At 71.8% G+C, this 17,704-nt stretch carries 18 protein-coding genes; 12 read left to right on the top strand and 6 right to left on the bottom strand.

Features of this window, described 5'->3' with window-relative positions:
* Positions 1 to 8 precede the first annotated feature (8 nt).
* Genes ACVW00_RS21315 through ACVW00_RS21325 form a run of 3 tightly spaced genes read right to left on the bottom strand, consistent with a single transcriptional unit; the run spans position 9 to position 3,662 of the window.
* Positions 9 to 1,595: a diacylglycerol kinase family protein gene (locus tag ACVW00_RS21315; protein WP_457112898.1), complete on the bottom strand. Its 1,587-nt coding sequence runs from the start codon at positions 1,593 to 1,595 to the stop codon at positions 9 to 11.
* Positions 1,596 to 1,620: 25 nt separating this feature from the next.
* Entirely contained in the window at positions 1,621 to 2,985 is a 1,365-nt protein-coding gene (locus tag ACVW00_RS21320; protein ID WP_457112899.1) for a sensor histidine kinase, read from the bottom strand.
* Complete coding sequence (locus tag ACVW00_RS21325) at positions 2,982 to 3,662, bottom strand: response regulator transcription factor (RefSeq protein ID WP_457112900.1); 681 nt, start codon at positions 3,660 to 3,662, stop codon at positions 2,982 to 2,984. Before ACVW00_RS21325 ends, ACVW00_RS21320 begins: the two co-directional genes overlap by 4 nt.
* Before the next feature lie 139 nt (positions 3,663 to 3,801).
* On the opposite strand from ACVW00_RS21325, the gene ACVW00_RS21330 reads away from it, so the two are divergent.
* From ACVW00_RS21330 to ACVW00_RS21345, 4 genes are all read left to right on the top strand, one after another.
* Positions 3,802 to 4,356, top strand: a complete 555-nt coding sequence (locus tag ACVW00_RS21330; protein ID WP_457112901.1) for a hypothetical protein — start codon at positions 3,802 to 3,804, stop codon at positions 4,354 to 4,356.
* Positions 4,357 to 4,426: 70 nt separating this feature from the next.
* The gene (locus ACVW00_RS21335; RefSeq protein WP_457112902.1) at positions 4,427 to 6,064 is read left to right on the top strand and encodes an acyl-CoA dehydrogenase family protein; all 1,638 of its coding nucleotides are present in this window, start codon (positions 4,427 to 4,429) and stop codon (positions 6,062 to 6,064) included.
* Positions 6,061 to 6,930, top strand: a complete 870-nt coding sequence (locus tag ACVW00_RS21340; RefSeq protein WP_457112903.1) for a crotonase/enoyl-CoA hydratase family protein — start codon at positions 6,061 to 6,063, stop codon at positions 6,928 to 6,930. The genes ACVW00_RS21335 and ACVW00_RS21340 overlap by 4 nt, the downstream gene beginning before the upstream one ends.
* A gap of 183 nt (positions 6,931 to 7,113) precedes the next feature.
* A complete protein-coding gene (locus ACVW00_RS21345; protein WP_457112904.1) occupies positions 7,114 to 8,067 on the top strand; it encodes a hypothetical protein in 954 nt (317 codons plus the stop codon).
* Between the two features lie 81 nt (positions 8,068 to 8,148).
* On the opposite strand, the gene ACVW00_RS21350 is transcribed toward ACVW00_RS21345, so the two are convergent.
* Entirely contained in the window at positions 8,149 to 10,449 is a 2,301-nt protein-coding gene (locus tag ACVW00_RS21350) for an FdhF/YdeP family oxidoreductase (protein ID WP_457112905.1), read from the bottom strand.
* 64 nt (positions 10,450 to 10,513) lie between these two features.
* Here ACVW00_RS21350 and ACVW00_RS21355 point away from each other — a divergent pair, with 64 nt between their 5' ends.
* The 4 genes from ACVW00_RS21355 to ACVW00_RS21370 are packed head-to-tail and all read left to right on the top strand — an operon-like array spanning position 10,514 to position 14,223.
* Positions 10,514 to 11,461, top strand: coding sequence for a hypothetical protein (locus ACVW00_RS21355; RefSeq protein ID WP_457112906.1), 948 nt, complete (start codon positions 10,514 to 10,516; stop codon positions 11,459 to 11,461).
* Between the two features lie 58 nt (positions 11,462 to 11,519).
* Positions 11,520 to 12,821, top strand: a complete 1,302-nt coding sequence (serS, locus tag ACVW00_RS21360) for a serine--tRNA ligase (protein ID WP_457112907.1) — start codon at positions 11,520 to 11,522, stop codon at positions 12,819 to 12,821.
* 2 nt (positions 12,822 to 12,823) lie between these two features.
* Entirely contained in the window at positions 12,824 to 13,717 is an 894-nt protein-coding gene (locus ACVW00_RS21365) for an HAD family hydrolase (RefSeq protein WP_457112908.1), read from the top strand.
* On the top strand, positions 13,714 to 14,223 hold the full coding sequence (locus tag ACVW00_RS21370; RefSeq protein WP_457112909.1) for a GNAT family N-acetyltransferase: 510 nt from the start codon (positions 13,714 to 13,716) through the stop codon (positions 14,221 to 14,223). The genes ACVW00_RS21365 and ACVW00_RS21370 overlap by 4 nt, the downstream gene beginning before the upstream one ends.
* Here the strand turns inward: ACVW00_RS21370 and ACVW00_RS21375 are convergent.
* Positions 14,212 to 14,790: a TIGR03086 family metal-binding protein gene (locus tag ACVW00_RS21375; protein ID WP_457112910.1), complete on the bottom strand. Its 579-nt coding sequence runs from the start codon at positions 14,788 to 14,790 to the stop codon at positions 14,212 to 14,214. The genes ACVW00_RS21370 and ACVW00_RS21375 overlap by 12 nt on opposite strands.
* Positions 14,791 to 14,890: 100 nt before the next feature.
* On the opposite strand from ACVW00_RS21375, the gene ACVW00_RS21380 reads away from it, so the two are divergent.
* The 3 genes from ACVW00_RS21380 to ACVW00_RS21390 are packed head-to-tail and all read left to right on the top strand — an operon-like array spanning position 14,891 to position 16,582.
* Complete coding sequence (locus ACVW00_RS21380) at positions 14,891 to 15,709, top strand: HAD family hydrolase (protein ID WP_457112911.1); 819 nt, start codon at positions 14,891 to 14,893, stop codon at positions 15,707 to 15,709.
* Positions 15,710 to 15,713: 4 nt separating this feature from the next.
* Positions 15,714 to 16,031: a 4a-hydroxytetrahydrobiopterin dehydratase gene (locus ACVW00_RS21385; protein WP_457112912.1), complete on the top strand. Its 318-nt coding sequence runs from the start codon at positions 15,714 to 15,716 to the stop codon at positions 16,029 to 16,031.
* On the top strand, positions 16,028 to 16,582 hold the full coding sequence (locus tag ACVW00_RS21390) for a hypothetical protein (protein ID WP_457112913.1): 555 nt from the start codon (positions 16,028 to 16,030) through the stop codon (positions 16,580 to 16,582). The genes ACVW00_RS21385 and ACVW00_RS21390 overlap by 4 nt, the downstream gene beginning before the upstream one ends.
* Here ACVW00_RS21390 and ACVW00_RS21395 read toward each other — a convergent pair.
* Positions 16,579 to 17,139 carry a bacterial proteasome activator family protein gene (locus tag ACVW00_RS21395; RefSeq protein ID WP_457112914.1) on the bottom strand — a complete coding sequence of 187 codons (561 nt, stop codon included), beginning with the start codon at positions 17,137 to 17,139 and terminating at the stop codon, positions 16,579 to 16,581. The two genes, ACVW00_RS21390 and ACVW00_RS21395, sit on opposite strands and share 4 nt — an antisense overlap.
* A 71-nt stretch (positions 17,140 to 17,210) precedes the next feature.
* Between ACVW00_RS21395 and ACVW00_RS21400 the strand changes: the two genes are divergently transcribed.
* A complete protein-coding gene (locus ACVW00_RS21400; RefSeq protein ID WP_457112915.1) occupies positions 17,211 to 17,702 on the top strand; it encodes a hypothetical protein in 492 nt (163 codons plus the stop codon).
* Positions 17,703 to 17,704 lie beyond the last annotated feature (2 nt).

Below are 17,704 nucleotides of genomic sequence, written 5' to 3' on the forward strand. Positions count from 1 at the left end.
CCCGAGGATCAGCGCGGCACCCGGACCAGCAGGCGCCCGTGGACGCACTCCGCACGCAGCTCCTTGCCGGGCGCGATCAGGTCACCGTCGAGCTGCCGCGGCGCCGGCGTCTGCGTGCGTACGACGACCTCGCGACCGGTCATCCGGGTGATCGTCTCGTCGGTGCGCTTGTCGCGCGTGAGCACGCGGGCGGCCAGCGGGATCCAGGACAGGAAGCTGCGCGGGTAGAGCATCACGACGTCGAGCTGGCCGTCGTCGATGGCCGCCTCGGGGATCAGCGGCATGCCGGCCTGGAGGGACCCGACGTTGCCGATCACGAGCGTGCGGGCCCGGTGCCTGGTGAACGGGCCGCCGTCCACCGAGATCTCGACGCGGATCACGGGGAACATCAGTGCCTTGAGCGCGGACCAGACGTAGGCCAGCCACCCGACGCGGTTCTTGAAGTCCTCGTTGACCCCCTCCATGATCGCGGCGTCGAAGCCCATGCCGGCCATCACCAGGAACGTCGCGTCCTCCATGTCGTCGCCGCTGACGTGCACCATGTCGATCGCCCGGTCCTGGCCGTTGAGGCCGACGTCGACCGCAGCCCGCAGGTAGAGCGGGATCGAGAGGTTGCGCGCCAGCAGGTTGCCGGTGCCGGCGGGCACGATCCCCACCGGGATGCCGGTGCCCGCGAGCTCCTCGCACACGGCGCGGATGGTGCCGTCACCGCCGATGGCGAGGACGACGTCGACGCCGGAGACCGCGGCTTCGTGGGCCATCTGGTAACCGGTGTCCTCGACCGTGGTCTCCCACCAGCTCACCTGCTCCCAGCCCGACTCGTGGGCCATCCGCTCGACCATCGAACGGAAGCCGGCGGCGTCGTCGACCTTGACCGGGTTGAGGATGGCGGCGACGCGGCGCTGGCCGGACGGGATCGCCTGCGGGAACGGGTCGTTCACCAATGCGATCGAGCGCGGCTCGGGGTCGAAGGCCGCCAGACCGAGCAGGGGGACCGCCAGGCCGAGCAGGACGCCGCCCAGGACGTCGGTGGTGTGGTGCACGCCGAGGAACACCCGGTCGGCACCGACCAGGAGCGCGACGCCCACTGAGGCGGCGGTGACGAGCCGGCGCAGCCCGCGCCTGCGGATCAGCATCGAGGAGAGCACCACCGCCACGGCCGTCGCGGCGACGATCACGGTCGCGTGACCCGACGGGAAGCCCCATCCGGGCGAGTGCTGGAGCGGGTGGTCCCAGTAGGGGCGTGGGCGCTCGATGAGCTGCTTGAGGAGGTAGTAGGCGATGCGCGCCACCACGAGCACGCTCGCGGCCCAGATCGCTGCGCGCCGGTAACCCTTGACCACCAGGGCGATGGCGGCGACCAGGCCCGCGAGCACGACGTAGTTGGGCTCCGTGGCGCGACCGAGCCACTCGGCCAGGTGCCGCGCCCAGGCGTGGTCGCTGGTGAACCGGAACGGTCTGCCCGCGAGGTCGTCGTCGAGATCGACGAGCGGCCCCCAGGCACGGTGAACCAGCACCGCGAGGACGGCGAACAGCCCTGCGCACAACGCCGCCCAGGCCAGGGCGAGCCGGCGCGCGCGGGGGGTGTCGATCACGGCGAGGATTATGCCCGGTCGCTGCTCAGGGTCCGTCCCGCCGCAGGTGCACCGTCATCCGGGTGCCGGCCGGCTCGTTCGGGGCTGCCGTCAACGTGCCGCCCATGCGCTCGCAGAGCCGGTGCGCGATCGAGAGGCCGAGCCCGGTGCCCACGCCGCGCTGCTCGGCGTACCGGTCCCGGAGGTAGCCGCGCTCGAACGCGCGCTCGTGCTCGCCCGGCGCCAGCCCCGGACCGGTGTCCGACACCGTGAGGTCCGCCCCCGTGGCGTCCCGATCGGCACGCAGGGTCACCTGCCCGCCCGCCGGGGTCGCGCGCATGGCGTTCTCCACCAGCCCGTCGAGCAGCTGCCTGATCCGGAGCGCATCGCCCCGGAACGGCTCGGCAGACGCGGACGCCTCCACCACCAGGGTGAGGTCGTGGGCGCGCGCCGTCGCCTCCCAGGCCGCAGCGGTCTGGGTGAGCACGTCGGCGAGATCGACGCCGGTCTCCTGCAGCCGGAAGTCGTCGGCCTCCAGGCGAGCGAGCGCGAGCAGGTCGCCGATGAACTGGTCCAGGCGCTCGGTCTCCGCGGTGAGCGTCGCGCCGACCTTCGCGGTCTGCTCCGGGGGGATCGCCGAGTCGCGCAGCGCCTCGGCGTAGCCGTGGAGCGCGGTCAGCGGTGTGCGCAGCTCGTGGGAGATGGAGAGCAGGAACTCGCGCTGGCGCGCCTCGCTGGTCGCGAGCGCCTGGTCGAGCGCGGCGAGCGCCTGGCTCATCTCGTGGATCTCGGTGATCGACGAGGATGCCGGCGCGATGCCGCGCTCGCCGCCGGCCAGGCGGTGTGCTCGCTGCGCGGCGTCGCGCACCGAGCGGGTGGCGCGGCGGCCGATCAGCAGGCCGAGGCCGAGGGCGACGGCGAGCCCGGCGGCCAGGGCCAGGCCGATCCTCCAGAGCAGGTGGTTCGTGGCGGCGTCGACCGCGGCAACCGGCTGCACGCCGACCACCGCGACGCCTCGCTGCCCGACCTGGCGACCTTCGACGATCAGCTCCTCGCCGTCGTGGTCGACGCTCGCCGAGAGCGTCCCGGTGTCACGGAGCCGAGCCACCTGCGCGGCAGTGACGACGTCCGCCGCCTCGCCGACGACGGGGCCGGACGCCGGCACGACGGCGTACAGGCGGTCGTCGGGTCCGACCGCACGACGCTCCTGCACGAGCAGCTGGGCGGTCCTGCGGGGTGCCTTCGCCAGGGTGTCGACCGCGCGCACCAGCTCGCTGCGCGACTGGTCCCGCGCCACCGAGCGCACGAGCGGGACCGCGAGCAGGGCGGCGACGACCGCAACGACCGCGGCACCGGCGAGAGCCGTGGCGACGAACCGCGTGCCCAGGGGCGTACGCCGCACCTCGCTCATGGGGCTGCCGCGGAGTAGCCGACCCCGCGGTGGGTCCGGATCGGCGCCTTCGGCCCGAGCTTGGCGCGGAGCTGGGCGACGTGCACGTCGACCGTCCGGCTCCCGCCGTAGTCGGCGATGCCCCACGCCGTCGCGAGGAGCTGCTCGCGGGTGAACACCTGGCCCGGACGCCTGAGCAGCGCCGCCAGCAGGTCGAACTCGGTGGCGGTGAGCTGCACCTCGTCGCCGGCGACCTCGACGCGACGGGTGGCCGGCTCGAGGCGGACCTCGCCCACCTCGAGGGCGGCGCCGGCACCACCACCTCGGGCCCGGCGCAGCAGTCCCGCGACCCGGGCGACCAGCTCGCGGGGGGAGAACGGCTTGGTGACGTAGTCGTCCGCACCGAGCTCGAGGCCGAGCACCCGATCGACCTCGTCGTCGCGAGCGGTGACGAAGACGACCGGGGTCCAGTCGCCCTCGGCGCGGAGGCGCCGGCAGATCTCGATGCCGTCCATGCCGGGCAGCCCGACATCGAGGATCACCAGCGCCGGCCGGAGCCGACGGATCTGCGCGAGCGCCTGCAGACCGTCCCGCTCGAGGTGCACCCCGTAGCCGGCCCGGGTCAGGTAGAGCCGCTCGAGCTCGGCGATCGCCGGCTCGTCCTCGGCGATCAGCACCAGTCCCCGCTCGGCGTTCACGAGGACCATGAAACCGGAGACACGGGCTGCCCGGCGCGGGTCGGCCGGATTCTTACCTCCCTCGAACACGGTCCGAACCGGCTGTGCACGATCGCCCGCCACGGTGGTGGCACCAGGATCCCCAGAGAGGACACAGGACATGAGCCCGTTCGCCACGTTCGTCTCCCGCAGGATGGCCGCGGCGCTCGCGGCCTTCGCCGTGATCGCCGCCCTGCTCGTCGGCTACGTCGCCGTACGCGACGCCGGCGGCTCACCCGACGGCTCCGATCTCAACGCTCAGCTGGTCGACCCCACGGCGCTGCAGGCCGCGCTCGACGACCCGGCGGCCGCCGGCACGGTCGCCGCCGACGACCCGGCCGGCGGGCGTGCCCAGCTGCGCGCCGACCTCCGGGCTGCGTTCAAGCTGGAGGGCGACGCCCGCCGCGCGGCCCTCGCCTCGATCCGGCAGAAGGCCCGGGACGGCGGGTACGGCAACGCCGTCGAGCGCCGCGCCGACCGCCGGCAGATCCGCCACGAGCTGTTCCTCAGCCTGCTGCCGGACAACCTCCAGGCCGACCTGACCAGGCTCCAGGACGCTCCCGCCGACCAGCGCGCGCAGCTCCGCAGCGACATCATGGACAAGGCGGTCGCCGGCGACTACGGCCCCGACGTCCAGAAGGCCGCCGAGCAGCTGCGAGGCCTGCACAAGACCTGATCGCATTACAGGCTTGCGTCAGTTGAACTCAAGATGTAATACTGGCGGCTCGTCGATGCGAGGAGTCCGCATGCCCGCCACCCACGAGGTCACCAACCAGGTACCCCCGCTCGTCGGGCACGACGTGGCGGCGTACCCCCCGCTCCTGGAGGGCCTGGTGCGCGAGGGAGCCGGCTGGGCGGCCGACGACCTGCACGCGATCGGGCGCCGTGCCGGGAGCGCGGAGGCCCAGGAGTGGGGTCGCCTCGCCGAGAGGAACCACCCAGTGCTGCAGACCCATGACCGCTACGGCAACCGCGTCGACGAGGTGGAGTTCGACCCGGCCTGGCACCGGCTGATGACGGTGGCCGTCGAGGCCGGCCTCCACGCCGCACCGTGGGCCGACGCGCGCGAGGGCGCACACGTCGCCCGGGCGGCGAAGATGATGGCCTGGTCGGCGGCGGACGCCGGTCACACCTGCCCGATCTCGATGACCTACGCCGTCGTGCCGGCCCTGCGCGCCGACGCCGAGCTGGCCGCGACGTACGAGCCGCTGCTCACCTCGACGACCTACGACTACGGACTGCGGGTGCCGGCCGCCAAGCGCGGACTGATCGCGGGCATGTCGATGACCGAGAAGCAGGGCGGCTCCGACGTCCGCGCCAACACCACGACGGCCACCGCCCACGGTGACGGGACCTACGGGCTGGTCGGGCACAAGTGGTTCACGTCCGCGCCGATGTCGGACTTCTTCCTCGCGCTGGCGCAGGCTCCGGGCGGCCTCTCGTGCTTCTTCGTGCCGCGGGTGCTGCCCGACGGCACCCGCAACCCGATCCGGCTGCAGCGTCTCAAGGACAAGCTGGGCAACCGGTCGAACGCGTCGGCGGAGATCGAGTACGACGGCGCCGTCGGCTGGCTCGTCGGCGAGGAGGGTCGCGGCGTCCCCACGATCATCGAGATGGTGAACATGACCCGGCTCGACTGCACCCTGGGCTCGGCGAGCGGCATGCACCTGGGAGTCATGCAGGCCGTCCACCACGCACGGCACCGCACCGCGTTCGGCAAGCGGCTCGTCGACCAGCCGCTGATGGCGAACGTCCTGGCGGACCTGGCGCTCGAGGCCGAGGCGGCGACGTACGCCGCGATGCGACTGGCAGGCGCGACCGACCGCGCGGCGCGTGGTGACGAGCAGGAGGCGATGGTCCGCCGGGTGGCGCTCGCGGTCTCGAAGTACTGGGTCTGCAAGCGCGGCCCGGTGCACGCCGCGGAGTCGCTGGAGTGCCTGGGCGGCAACGGCTACGTCGAGGAGTCCGGGATGCCGCGGCTGTTCCGGGAGTCGCCGCTGATGTCGATCTGGGAGGGCTCGGGCAACGTGGCCGCCCTCGACACGTTGCGCGCGATGGCCCGCCAGCCCGAGAGCGTCGAGGCGTTCTTCGACGAGGTCGAGCTCGCGGCCGGTGCCGACAGCCGGCTCGACGACGCCGTCGGCCGGGTGCGCAAGGAGCTCACCGACGCCACCGACATCGAGTACCGCGCGCGCGGCCTCGTCGAGCAGCTCGCGCTGGTGTTCCAGGGGTCGCTGCTGGTCCGGCACGCGCCGGCCGCCGTCGCCGACGCGTTCTGCGCCTCCCGGCTGGCGGGCGACTGGGGGGTCGCGTTCGGCACCCTGCCGGTCGGCGTCGACACCACGACGATCATCGAGCGGGCGACGGCCGAGCTGCCCGCATGAGCACCGCCGGCGCGGGCGCCCGGGAGACCTTGCGGACGGAGGTGGCGGACGGCGTCGGCTCGATCGTGCTCACCAGGGCCGCCGAGTACAACACGATCACGCCGACTCTGCGCGACGAGCTCGCGGCCGCGATCGACCAGCACGACGACGACCCCGCCGTACGCGTGATCCTGCTGCGCGCCGAGGGCCCCGCGTTCTGCGCCGGCTACGGACTGGACTGGTCGACGCAGCTGCAGGCGGAGGAGGCAGAGGCGCTCGGCGACCGCGTCTGGGACTCGGTGGTCGACCACCGGGAGATGAGCCGGTTCGTCGACACCTACATGCGGCTCTGGTACTGCCGCAAGCCGACCATCTCCGCGGTCCAGGGCTGGTGCATCGCCGGCGGCACCGACCTGGTGCTCTGCTCGGACATCATCATCGCGGGCGAGGGCGCGAGCTTCGGCTACCCGCCGTCGCGGGTATGGGGTACGCCGACCACGGCGATGTGGGTCTACCGGCTCGGCTTCGAGAAGGCCAAGCGCTACCTGCTCACCGGCGACGAGATCCCGGCACCCGAGGCGGCGAGGATCGGCCTGATCCTGGAGACGGTGCCCGACGACGAGCTGCAGGCCCATGCCTTCGCGTTCGCCCGCCGGATGGCGCAGGTGCCGGGCAACCAGCTCGAGATGCTCAAGCTGCTGTGCAACCAGACCGCGGAGAACATGGGCATCTCCTCGACCCGCACCCTGGGGACGTTCCTCGACGGCGTCGCCCGGCACACCCAGGAGGGCCAGGACTTCGTCGCCCGCTCCACCGAGGTAGGCATCCGGCAGGCCGTCCGGGAGCGCGACGACCCGTTCGGGGACTACGGCTCGCGGCCGCGGTAGCCGGAAATTCACTACTGGCATAGTGAATTGCCGGCTGCCCGTATCCGATCGCAGTCCGGAAGGCCCCATTCTCTACGGGCAGCGGAGGGCCATCTCGGGTCCACACCCTTGTGGCGACGCGGTGTGCGCACATCGGATGCTGTCGTCGTCCCGGAGGCGCACCGGATCGGTTGAGGTGTGCGGATGGACGACCTCAGGTTCCTGCACGACGACCAGGTGTTCGGGCGACGCGAGGCGCTCGAGCACGGGTACGCCGACGACGACCTCCAACTCGGCGTACGAGTCGGCTGGCTTGTCCGGGTGCGCCATGGCTCCTACACGTTCGCCGATGTGTGGGCGGCAGCGGACGAAGTCGAACGGCATCGGCTCCGCGCGCATGCGGTGCTGCGCTCACACTCCTCCCGGATCGCCCTGAGCCACACCTCCGCCGCGATCGAGCACGGCCTCAGGGTGTTCGAGCCGGACCTTCGACGCGTCCACGTCACCTGTCTCGACAAGCCACTTGCACGGTCGACGCCCGACATCGTCTACCACGAAGGGAACTGCCCCGACGAGGCTCTGACGATCATCGGCTCGCACCTGGTGGTCGAGCCGGTCCGTGCAGCCTTGGGCGCCGCGGCAGTTTCGACGGTGCAGCAGGGTCTGGTGATCCTCGACTCGCTGGTCGACCTCGAGCTGGGCACCTTGGACGATCTGCACCGAGAGTTCGAGCGAATCAGCGGCACGCCGTACTCGCGCAAGCTGCAGATCACGGTCCGCCTGGCTCGCAAGGGCGCGAACAGCGTCGCCGAGACGTTGTCGAGACACCTGATGTGGCAGCAGCACCTCCCCGAGCCGGTCCTGCAGTTCGAGGTCCGCGATGAACGGGGAAACCTGATCGGAACCACCGATTTCGCGTGGCCCGACCACGGCGTGCTCGGTGAGTTCGACGGCATGTCCAAGTACGGCCGCCTCCGACGGGAAGGCGAGACGCCGGGTCAGGCGGTCGAGCGGGAGAAGACGCGAGAGGACGCACTTCGTGCGTGCACGGGGTGGCTGATGGTCCGCATCATCTGGTCCGAGCTGTTCCGACCTGGTCCGACGGCGGCCAAGATCCGCCGGCAACTCGAGAGAGGACGTGCCCTGCGGATCGCGTGAGCGGTTCCGATCCGGTCCCGCGGTTCCCGACCAGAACTTGGGCTGCCCGTATCCAATCGCATTCGGGAAGGTGGCAATTCACTACTGGCGTAGTGAATTGCCACGCTTCTCCAGCCGGATCACCACGCTCTTCGACACCGGCGTGTTCGACACCTTCGCCACCGAGTCCAGGGGCACCAGCACGTTCGTCTCCGGGAAGTACGCCGCGGCGCAGCCGCGTGCGGTCGAGTAGGACACGACCCGGAAGTCCTCGGCCCGGCGCTCGCCGTCGGACCAGACGCCGACCAGGTCGACCTGCTCGCCGTCGGCGAACCCGAGGTCCGCGAGATCGGCGGCGTTCACGAACACCACCCGGCGTCCGGAGTGGATCCCGCGGTAGCGGTCGTCGAGCCCGTAGATGGTGGTGTTGAACTGGTCGTGGCTGCGGACGGTCTGCAGGAGCAGGTGTCCCGGCGGGACCGCCAGGACATCGAGCGGGTTCACGGCGAAGCGCGCCCGGCCGGTCGCCGTCGGGAACTTCCGTGAGTCGCGCGGGGGGTGCGGCAGGGCGAAGCCACCGGGCTGCCGGACCCGGGCGTTGAAGTCCTCGAAGCCGGGAACGACGCGGGAGATGTGCTCGCGGACCAGGTCGTAGTCGGCGCGCATCCCCGCCCAGTCGATCGCCGCGCCCGAGGGCGGCGAGTCGGCGAACAGCGCCTCCGCGAGCCTGGTCACGATCGCGACCTCCGAGAGCAGCTGGGGCGACGCCGGGTCGAGCCGGCCCCGGGAGAGGTGCACCATGCCCATCGAGTCCTCGACCGTGACCTCCTGGGGGCCGTTCAGCTGGTCGTCGCGCTCGGTACGGCCCAGGCACGGCAGGATCAGTGACTCCTGTCCGCACCAGGCGTGCGACCGGTTCAGCTTGGTGCTGACGTTCACGGTCAGGTCGAGGCCTGACATGGCGGCGCCCGTGACCGCTGTGTCGGGGGTCGCCGAGACGAAGTTGCCACCCATGGACAAGAACGCGCGGACCCGGCCGTCGCGCATGCCCCGGATCGTGTCGACGGAGTCCAGGCCGTCCTCGGGCGGTGGGGCGAACGAGAACTCGCGCCCGAGCGCGTCGCGGAACGCTGCCGGCATCTTCTCCCAGATGCCCATCGTGCGGTCGCCCTGGACGTTGGAGTGCCCCCGGATCGGCGCGAGCCCGGCGCCTCGCTTGCCGATGTTGCCGCGCAGCAGCATCAGGTTGGTGATCTCCTGGATCGTCGCGACCGCGTCGCGGTGCTGGGTGAGCCCCATCGCCCAGCACACGACCACCCGGTCCGACTCGCGGTAGCGCTTCGCCAGGGCCTCGATCTGCTCGCGCGCCAGCCCGGTCGCGGCGAGGACGTCGGTCCAGTCGAGCTGTTGGAGGCGCTCGACGTACTCCTCGTAGTCGGAGCAGTACGTCGAGACGAACTCCTCGTCGACGGCGCCGGCCTCGACGGTCAGCCGCCCGAGGGCAGCGAACAGCGCCTGGTCGCCGGCCAGGCGCACCTGGAAGAACTCGTCGGTGAGGTCGGTGCCCTTGACCACGCCCTGGGGTGTCTGCGGGTTGTGGAACCGGCGCAGCCCCGCCTCGTCGAGCGGGTTGATGTTCACGATCCGGGCGCCGGCCTTCTTCGCCTTCTCCAGGGCCGTGAGCATCCGCGGGTGGTTGGTCCCCGGGTTCTGGCCGACCACCATGATCAGGTCAGCCGCATGGATGTCCTCGAGCAGCACCGAACCCTTGCCGATGCCGATCGAGTACCCGAGGGCAGCCCCGCTCGACTCGTGGCACATGTTCGAGCAGTCCGGCAGGTTGTTGGTGCCGAAGCTCCGCACCATCAGCTGGTAGAGGAACGCCGCCTCGTTCGACGTGCGCCCGGAGGTGTAGAACGACGCCGCGTCCGGCGACGGCAGCCCCCGCAGCCGATCGGCGACCAGCGCGAACGCGTCGTCCCAGCTGATCGGCCGGTAGTGGCTGTCGCCGCGGGCCCGGTGCATCGGCTCGACCAGGCGGCCCTGCTGTCCCAGCCAGTAGTCCGAGCGCTCGGCCAGCTCGGCGATCGGGTGCTCGGCGAAGAAGGAGCGATCGACCCGGCGGAGCGTCGCCTCCTCGGCGACCGCCTTCACGCCGTTCTCGCAGAACTCGGCGCGGTGCCGGTGGCCGGCGTCGGGATCCGGCCAGGCGCAACCGGGGCAGTCGAAGCCCTCCGTCTGGTTCACCCTGCTCAACGTGAGCGCAGTACGACGTACGCCCATCTGGTCCCGTGCCATCGACAGGGCCTTCAGGACCGCGGGCGCACCGGCCACGGAGCGCTTGCGACGGCCCACCTCGACGTCGTCGTCGGCGGGGTCTTCGCGCGGAGCTCGGCGGGCCATCCGGCCATTGTGCCGCGTGCTTCTGAGACACTCGCAGGAGGCACCGTCCGACCAGGGGGCCACGATGTTCCTGCTTCGCCGAAGCCGCGCCGCGCTCACCGCGCTGGCCGCGGCGCTGGTCGCCGCCGGGATGACCGGCTGTGGGGACGACAAGACCGCCGGCCCGGCCGCTCCCGCGACGACGAGCTCGTCGGCGGACCCCGGTGCCGGGGAGTGGCTGCTGCGGTTCACGACCGCGGGCGGTGACGACGGCGAGAAGGCCGGCGCGGTCTACGTCCGCTACGACCCGGCCACCGGCACGGCCGCAGCCCGCACGCTTCCCGCGGTCACCGCCTCGGACGCCAGCGCGACCGAGGAGGTGCTGCTGGTCAGCGCCGACCACACCCGCGCGATCCAGGACACCGGCGTGCCGAGGTCGCAGGCCCGGACCGGCAAGCTGCTCGTCTACTCGCTGGGCAGCGACGCCATCGAGACGCTCGACATCCGCGCCGCGACCGGCAGGCCGGGGCTGCGTGCGGTTGCCTGGGCGTTCGACCCCACCGACCCCGACGTGATGCGCGTCGTCGACTCCGACCGTGCGGTGTGGAAGGTCGACCTCGCGGCGAAGTCCGCGACCCAGGAGGCCACGCTGCCCACGCGCTCCGGGTGGATCTTCGGCAACGGCTTCGACCGCAACACCGGTGAGCCCTACATCGAGAGCATCGACTCCGACCAGACGGACCCCGCCGGCAACGGCGACGCCGACTCGCGTCCGGTCCATCGCGAGGGCGGCACGCCCTTCGTGTACGACGGGAGCGACCTGGCCGGGCTGCCGAAGCCCCCGTGTGACTTCGCCGGAGGCTTCAGCTTCGACGCCGGCGTCTCGTGGCTGTTCTGTGCCGACAACCCGAGCATCACGGCGTACCAGGCGGCCCAGGGCGGCGTCAGCTGGCACCGGTACGGCGCCGCCTCGACCGGGGTCGTGCCAAAGGGGGCCGTCGAGCTCACCTTCGCGTTGCCGCCGCCGGCCTGACCGGGCCCTGGGGAAACGCGGGAGAGCGGAGAAGTCGATCGCCGATATCCTCGCCCCTGTGATCGATCCCCGTCTCCTTCGCGACAACCCCGACCTCATCCGCGCGGCCCAGGCCAAGCGCGGGTTGTCCGCGTCCGTGGTCGACGAGGCACTCGCCGCCGACGAGGCCCGGCGCACGGCGATCGCGGACTTCGAGCGGCTGCGGGCGGAGCAGAAGTCGCTCGGCAAGCTGGTTGCCAGGGCCCAGGGCGAGGAGAAGGCGGCGATCCTGGAGAAGACCAGGTCGCTCGCGGTGTCGGTGAAGGCCGCAGAGCTCGCGCAGACACACGCGGAGGAGGACTGGGCCGCCGCGATCCGGGCAATTCCCAACCCCGCGGCCGATGCAGCCCCGGCCGGTGGCGAGGACGACTTCGTGGTGCTGGAGACGATCGGCCTTCCCCGGGACTTCGCTGCCGAGGGCTTCGAGCCGCGCGACCACGTCGAGCTCGGCAGGATCCTCGGCGCGATCGACCTCGACCGCGGGGCGAAGGTCTCCGGGTCGCGGTTCTACTTCCTCACCGGCGTCGGCGCCGAGCTGGAGTTCGCCCTGGTGAACATGGCGCTCGAGCAGGCCCGGGAGGCCGGGTTCACCCAGGTGATCGCGCCCTCGCTGGTCAAGCCGCGGGCGATGGAGGGCACCGGCTTCCTGGACCAGGCGGCCGACGACGTCTACCGGATCGAGGGCGAGGACATGTACCTCGTCGGCACCTCGGAGGTCGCCATGGCGGCGTACCACTCCGACGAGATCCTCGACGGCGACTCGCTCCCGCGCCGGTACGCCGCCTTCAGCCCGTGCTTCCGCAAGGAGGCCGGCTCGCACGGCAAGGACACCAAGGGCATCATCCGGGTGCACTGGTTCGACAAGGTCGAGATGTTCGTCTACACGACCCTGGAGGACGCCGATGCCGAGCACGAGCGGCTGCTCGCGTGGGAGAAGGAGTTCCTCGACAAGCTCGAGCTGGCCTACCAGGTGATCGACACCGCGGCCGGCGACCTCGGCCCGAGCGCGAAGCGCAAGTTCGACTGCGAGGCGTGGATCCCGACGCAGGGCAAGTACCGCGAGCTCACCTCGACGTCGAACTGCACCGACTTCCAGGCCCGCCGCCTCGACATCCGCGGCCGGTTCCGTGACGGCGGCCCCGGTCAGCCGGAGGTGCGGCGGGTCGCCACCCTGAACGGCACGCTGACCGCGATCCCACGCACCATCGTGGCGATCCTCGAGACCCACCAGCAGGCTGACGGCTCGGTGCGGGTGCCGAAGGCGCTGCAGAAGTGGCTCGGGCGCGAGGTCCTCGAGCCCGTGGCCCCGGTCGGGGGTTGAGCTTGCCGAAAGCAGACGTCTCGACAGGCTCGACGACCGGCGGTTCCTGGACGCCCGAGCTCGTCGCGCTCGACATCGACGGCACCTTGCTGATCCCCGACTTCGAGAAGGGCTTCAGCACCGAGCAGGTCACCGAGCCGGTCACGGAGGCTGTGCTCGACGCGGCGCGCGCCGGGGCACACGTCGTGCTCGCGTCCGGTCGTGCGCCGCTGAGCATGGCGGGTGTCGCCGACCGGCTCGGGCTGACCGCGCTCGTCGACGAGCTCACCGGCGAGCGGCTGCACATCGTGTCGTCGAACGGCTCGGTCGTCATCCGGCACGCACCCATGGAGGTGGTCCACGAGACCACGTTCGACGCGAGCGAGGCGGTGCGCACCGTGCTCGCGCACGTGCCCGGCGCGGCCGTTGCCGTCGAGGAGCACGGCGTCGGCTACCGCGTGAACCGGCTGTTCCCACCCGGCGAGCTCGACGGCGAGATGATCATCTGTGACCTCGACGAGATGATCTCCACGGAGGTCAGCCGCGTGATCATCCGCGACCCCGACTCCACCTCCGAGGACTTCGTCAACCTGGCCCGCAAGCTCGGCCTGCACGGCACCAACTACTTCATCGGCTGGACCGCGTGGCTCGACATCGCCCCCGAGGGCGTGAGCAAGGCCAGCGGGCTCGACTGGGTCTGCCGCGACCTCGGCGTCGACCGGGCCGGAGTGCTCGCGATCGGCGACGGACGCAACGACATCGAGATGCTGCAGTGGGCGGGCCGTGGCGTCGCGATGGGGCAGGGGCCGGAGGTCGTGCGCACCGCCGCGGACCACGTGACCGCACCGGTCGACCAGGACGGTGCCGCGTTCGAGCTGCGCCGCTGGTTCCCGGCCGGCCGGCGGGAGACCGCGTGAGCACGCCGCTCCTCGAGGCCGTCGTGGCGACACCGCGGCTGCGGCTGGAGGTGATCACCCCCGAAGAGGCGGCCGGGATGCTGGCCGGTCGCCGCAAGCCCAGCTGGCACCCGGCGTACCCGCGCAAGGACGACCTGGACGGCATCTCGATGATCAGCGCCGACCTCGACGACCTGAGCTGGAATCCGCGCCACATCGTCCGGGCCTTCGACGGCCTGGTCGTCGGCTCGATCGGGTTCTTCGGGCCGCCCGATACCGCCGGTGACGGCGTCCTCGAGGCGGAGATCGGCTACGGACTGGTCGAGGACGCCCGCGGGCGTGGGGTCGCGAGCGAGGCGGTGAGCGGTCTGCTCGCGCACACCGACCGGATCGGCGTGCGCGTGCGGGCCAGCGTCGAGCCCGGCAACACCCCGAGCGTGCGGGTCCTGGCCAAGTGCGGCTTCACCGAGCTCCGCGGCGCGGACGAGGACGGCAACCTGGTGATGGCCCGTCCGCTACCGGTCTGACCACGCCGGGTCGCGGCCGATGAACGCGACCAGCCTGGTCTGCACGTCGGCGTCAGCGGACACCGGGACACGCGGTCCGTACTGGCCGCTCTGCCGGAGCATCTCGTCGAGCGGCTCCATGCCGGCGAGCATGTCGGCGCATCGTCGCCGGTCGAGCACGACGTCCTGGCCGGTCGCCCGCGCCAGGTCCCACGTGTGCAGGAAGACGTCGCCGGTGTAGAACCGGTCGATCGCCTCGTCCACGGGCAGCTCACCGATGTGCGGGTTGGCCAGCGTGCGGCTTCGGGTGCCCGGGTCGTCGAGCAGCGCCTGGACGCTCGCGCAGTGCTGCTGCCAGGCAGCGACCGGATCGTCGGCCGCCGAGGGACCCACCGGCAACCTGACCCCGGCCCCCGCCTCCAGGAAGGCCGGCAGCCACTCGACCAGATGCCCGACGACGTCGCGTGCGCGCCACTCCTCGACCGGTGAGGGCTGGTCCCAGCTGTCCTCCGGAGCAGCGAGCACCAGCTCCGTGAACCATCCGGCGACCTGCCGGTGCTCGGCCGCGGCGCTCGTCGTGTCGGTCATCCTGTTCCTTCCTCAACCAATTGGTTGTGCACGAGCGTAGACGACTTCTCGGCTCTTGTGAACCGATCGGTTGAGGACCGGCACCTCTAGGCTCTTGAGCGTGACCTCGGTGCGGCTCGTCGCCACGGACCTGGACGGCACCCTGGTCCACTCCGACGGCTCGGTCACCGGCCGCACCCGGGCGGCGCTGGTCGCGGCCGAGGAGGCCGGCGTCGAGGTGGTCTTCGTGACCGGGCGTCCGCTGCGCTGGGCAGAGGAGGTCTTCGAGCACGTCGGCGGCCACGGCCTTGCGATCGTGTCGAACGGCGCCCTGGTGTGGGACGTCGCCCGCGCCTCCGTGCACCGGATGCGGGCGATCGACCCGGCGACGGGAGTCGAGGTGGCGCGCCGGATCAGGGAGGCGGTGCCCGGAGCCGCGTTCGCCGTCGAGATGGTTCCCGGAGGCATCGCGCTCGAGCCGCAGTTCCTCGAACGCCATCCCTTGCCGCCCGGCAGCACCCGCGGGCCGATCGAGCAGATCTTCGCCGCCCCGGCCGTGAAGCTGCTCGCCCGCCACGAGGATCTCGGCTGGCAGGACTTCTGGTCCCGGGCCGAGGAGGTCGTCGGCGACCTCGTCGAGATCACCTGGTCGTCGGGGAGCACGCTCCTGGAGATCAGTGCCCGCGGCGTCACCAAGGCCTCGACGCTCGCGCTGCTGTGCGAGGAGCTGGGGGTGGTGGCCGAGGAGGTGCTCGCCCTGGGCGACATGCCCAACGACCTGCCGATGCTCGCGTGGGCCGGTACGTCGTACGCGATGGCCAATGCCCATCCGAGCGTGCGGGAGGCGGCCGACCACGTCGCACCCGCGAACGACGAGGACGGCGTCGCGCAGGTCATCGAGGGCATCCTCGACAGTCCCGTCGTCGGGTGGCAAGACTGAGCACATGGCAGCGATGGACAACGAGCAGATCAGCCAGGCGCTCGAGGCTCTCCCGCACTGGGAGCGTGACGGTGACAGCATCACGCGTGCCGTCGAGGCGCCGTCGTTCCTCCAGGGCATCGACCTCGTCTCCGCGGTGGCGCGGGCGGCCGAGGCCGCGGACCACCATCCCGACATCGACATCCGCTGGCGCACGGTCACGTTCACGCTGAGCACGCACTCCGAGGGCGGGCTCACCGGGAAGGACTTCGCGCTCGCCCGCCAGATCGACGACGCAGTGACGCGGGCGGTGGCCCAGCAGATCGACGAGCCCGGCGAGTGAGGCGGCTGCGCGTCCGCTGCGTCCTCGCGGTCGCGGTGGTCTTCGGGATCCTCGTCCTGACCCCGAGTCCGTCCTGGGCCTGCAGTTGCGCGCAGGTGACGCCCGACCAGCAGGCGAACGCTGCGGTGACGGTGGCGTCCGGGAAGGTCGACTGGACCGCGACCGATGGGCAGACCCGCACCTTCAAGGTCGACTTCGACGCCGTCTACAAGGGTGCGGCGGCCCGGTCGGAGAAGCTGGTGACCGCCGCCGACGCAGCCGCCTGCGGAGTCGGCGACCTCGCCACCGGACGCCGCTACCTGTTCTTCATCGACGGCCGGCACCCCGGCACCATGCGGATCGGCCTGTGCGGCGGCACGACGCCGTACGACGAGGCGGCCGTGCGCAAGGTCGAGGCGCTCACCGGTCCACCCGGGCGGCCGCTTGCGACGAGCACCGTCGAGCCCTCGACCGGCGACGACCACGGCCGCACCTGGGCGGTCGCCGGAGGTGCGGCGGCGCTCCTCGCGATCGCGACCGCGGTGGCTCTCGTGGTGCGACGCCGGGCCTAGAGGTACAGCCCGCCCGAGTGGTCGCGCCCGGGCTGGTCGCCGTCCTCGGACTGGTCCAGGTGTGCGGATGCGCCCGGGGGAAGCGCCCGGCGCATCTGCTCGAGCTGCGCCCGGGCCGCCATCTGCTGCGCGTAGATCGCGGTCTGGATGCCGTGGAAGAGTCCCTCGAGCCAGCCGACGAGCTGCGCCTGCGCGATCCGCAGCTCGGACTCGGTCGGGGTCTCGTCGCTGAACGGCTCGATCAGGCGGTCCAGCTCGTCGCCGAGCTCGGGGGCCAGGCCCTGCTTCAGCTCGCCGATCGAGGTCCTCAGGATGCCCGCGAGACGGCTGCGGCCGGCGTCGTCGACGGGGGCCGACTTCACCTCCTCGAGGAGCATCCGGATCATGCTGCCGATCCGCATGACCTTGGCAGGCTCCTCGACCAGCTCGGTGAGCGGCTCGCCGTCGCCGTCCTCGCCCTGGCTCGCGTCCGCCGGCTGGCCGGAGACCTGCGAGCCCTGCGGATCGATGATCAGGATCCTCGGGTCGTGGGGCTGTTCGGGCTGTTGGGTGGACATGGCGACAACCCTAGACGCACCGCCCATGGAGAATCGGTGCGCATCCGGCGGCCGTCAGGTTGACTGACCCCATGCGCCACCCGAACCCTGCCCGCGCCGTCGCCGGTGCGCTCGTCGTCGTCGCCGGTCTCGGGCTGCTGGCCGGTTGTGGCAGCGACTCCAAGAGTGGGGTCACCACCGCGGACACCAAGGCGTCGGCGGCCCCGGTCCCCGGCCCGGTGACCGCGAGCACCGACGCCACCGCAGCGGTGGAAGGTCTTCCCGAGGGGTTTCCGAGCGCCGACGTCCCGCTGCTCAGCGAGAAGGTGCTGACCGGATCCGAGGGCGGGCCGGACGGGGAGTTCGCCTGGTCGGTGGTGTTGCAGAGCTCCCGCGCCGTGAGCGACGTGTCCGCCGAGGTGCGCAAGGACTTCACCGGCGCCGGCTACACCGCGGCGCCCGGCAACGAGCTGGGCGACCTCAGCGTGATGCGGTTCAAGGGGCCCAAGTACGACGTCGGGGTGACCGCGGCCCGCACAGAGGGCCATGTGGTGATCACCTACGTGGTGCGCAACGTCGGCTGAGC

The sequence above is a fragment of the Marmoricola sp. URHA0025 HA25 genome, assembly GCF_054059435.1.

What these genes read in the sequence shown, in the direction of transcription:
- ACVW00_RS21340 (WP_457112903.1), top strand. Translation starts at nt 6,061, where the DNA reads ATGAGCACCGCCGGCGCGGGCGCCCGGGAGACCTTGCGGACGGAGGTG.
- ACVW00_RS21400 (WP_457112915.1), top strand. Translation starts at nt 17,211, where the DNA reads ATGCGCCACCCGAACCCTGCCCGCGCCGTCGCCGGTGCGCTCGTCGTC.
- ACVW00_RS21385 (WP_457112912.1), top strand. Translation starts at nt 15,714, where the DNA reads ATGGCAGCGATGGACAACGAGCAGATCAGCCAGGCGCTCGAGGCTCTC.
- ACVW00_RS21355 (WP_457112906.1), top strand. Translation starts at nt 10,514, where the DNA reads ATGTTCCTGCTTCGCCGAAGCCGCGCCGCGCTCACCGCGCTGGCCGCG.
- ACVW00_RS21350 (WP_457112905.1), bottom strand. Translation starts at nt 10,449, where the DNA reads ATGGCCCGCCGAGCTCCGCGCGAAGACCCCGCCGACGACGACGTCGAG.
- ACVW00_RS21345 (WP_457112904.1), top strand. Translation starts at nt 7,114, where the DNA reads ATGGACGACCTCAGGTTCCTGCACGACGACCAGGTGTTCGGGCGACGC.
- ACVW00_RS21395 (WP_457112914.1), bottom strand. Translation starts at nt 17,139, where the DNA reads ATGTCCACCCAACAGCCCGAACAGCCCCACGACCCGAGGATCCTGATC.
- ACVW00_RS21320 (WP_457112899.1), bottom strand. Translation starts at nt 2,985, where the DNA reads ATGAGCGAGGTGCGGCGTACGCCCCTGGGCACGCGGTTCGTCGCCACG.
- ACVW00_RS21330 (WP_457112901.1), top strand. Translation starts at nt 3,802, where the DNA reads ATGAGCCCGTTCGCCACGTTCGTCTCCCGCAGGATGGCCGCGGCGCTC.
- ACVW00_RS21375 (WP_457112910.1), bottom strand. Translation starts at nt 14,790, where the DNA reads ATGACCGACACGACGAGCGCCGCGGCCGAGCACCGGCAGGTCGCCGGA.
- ACVW00_RS21335 (WP_457112902.1), top strand. Translation starts at nt 4,427, where the DNA reads ATGCCCGCCACCCACGAGGTCACCAACCAGGTACCCCCGCTCGTCGGG.